The organism is Actinomycetospora sp. C-140 (genome assembly GCF_054796175.1).
The window spans coordinates 1-1,036 of sequence record NZ_JBTWNF010000044.1 but is presented as its reverse complement, the minus strand read 5'-3'; the positions used below and the strand labels follow the sequence as shown (position 1 = coordinate 1,036).

Genomic DNA, 1,036 nt, shown 5'->3' with positions numbered 1-1,036 from the left:
CTAGGGCGTGTCTCCTAAGTAGGTCGGAGCCAGAGCAGGATGGCTCGTAGGACGAGACCGCCGCGGAAGACCAGGGCGTGCTTGTCGTAGCGGGTGGCCAGCCCGCGCCAGCCTTTGAGCTGGTTGAAACCGCGCTCGACCACGTTGCGGTTCTTGTAGTCCGCGGCGTCGAAGCCGACCGGTCGCCCGCCGCGCGAGCCGCGGCGGGCCCGGTTGCGCTTCTGGTCATCCGGTTCCGGGATGACCGCGGTGATGCCGCGGCGGCGCAGCAGCTCACGGTGGGCGCGGCTGGAGTAGGCCTTGTCGGCGCGCACCGCGAGCGGGGTGGTGCGGGCCCGCCCGCGACCGAGCCGGTCGACGGCGAGCTCATCGAGCAGCCGGGCCAGTTGCGGGGAGTCCCCGGCCTGACCCGGGGTCACCGCGATCACCAGCGGCCGACCCTGCCCGTCGACCAGGGCGTGGGTCTTGGTGGTCAGCCCACCTCGGGAGCGGCCCAGGGCGTGATCGCCGGGCTCGTCAGTGCGACGTTGATCGGGCCGCCACGGCCCCAGCCGGCGCCACCGGCCCTGCCGGTCACGACCCCGGCGACACCGTTTCTTGTGATTCGATCTCGCCCCCTGTGTAGCTCGAGGACTCGCAAGAGGACCTCTGGGCGGTGGCGCCGTGCTGGTGCACCCGCGAGGTGGAGGAGTCCGCGGAGACCCGCCAATCGATCCCGCCAGCGGCGTCGGCCTCGGCCTGCAGGATCGCCAGCACCTCGTCCCAGGTGCCATCCATGCTAAAGCGGTGGTGGCGCTTCCACACCGTCTGCCACGGCCCGAACCGCTCGGGCAGATCTCGCCAGGCGATCCCGCAGCGGTAGCGGAACACGATCCCCTCGATCACCTGCCGGTGATCACGAAACGGGCGGCCCCGGCCGTACTGCGCCGGCAGCAACGGCTCGATCCGACCCCACAACTCATCCGAGAGCACCGGTCCACGATCCACACCGGGATCGTGGACCGGCCCAGCTCACAGACTTGGGAGACACGCCCTA

At 71.0% G+C, this 1,036-nt stretch carries 1 pseudogene; it reads right to left on the bottom strand.

Annotated features, from left to right (window positions below):
• Positions 1-14 precede the first annotated feature (14 nt).
• Positions 15-987, bottom strand: a pseudogene (locus ACR9E3_RS32450) (IS5 family transposase).
• Positions 988-1,036 lie beyond the last annotated feature (49 nt).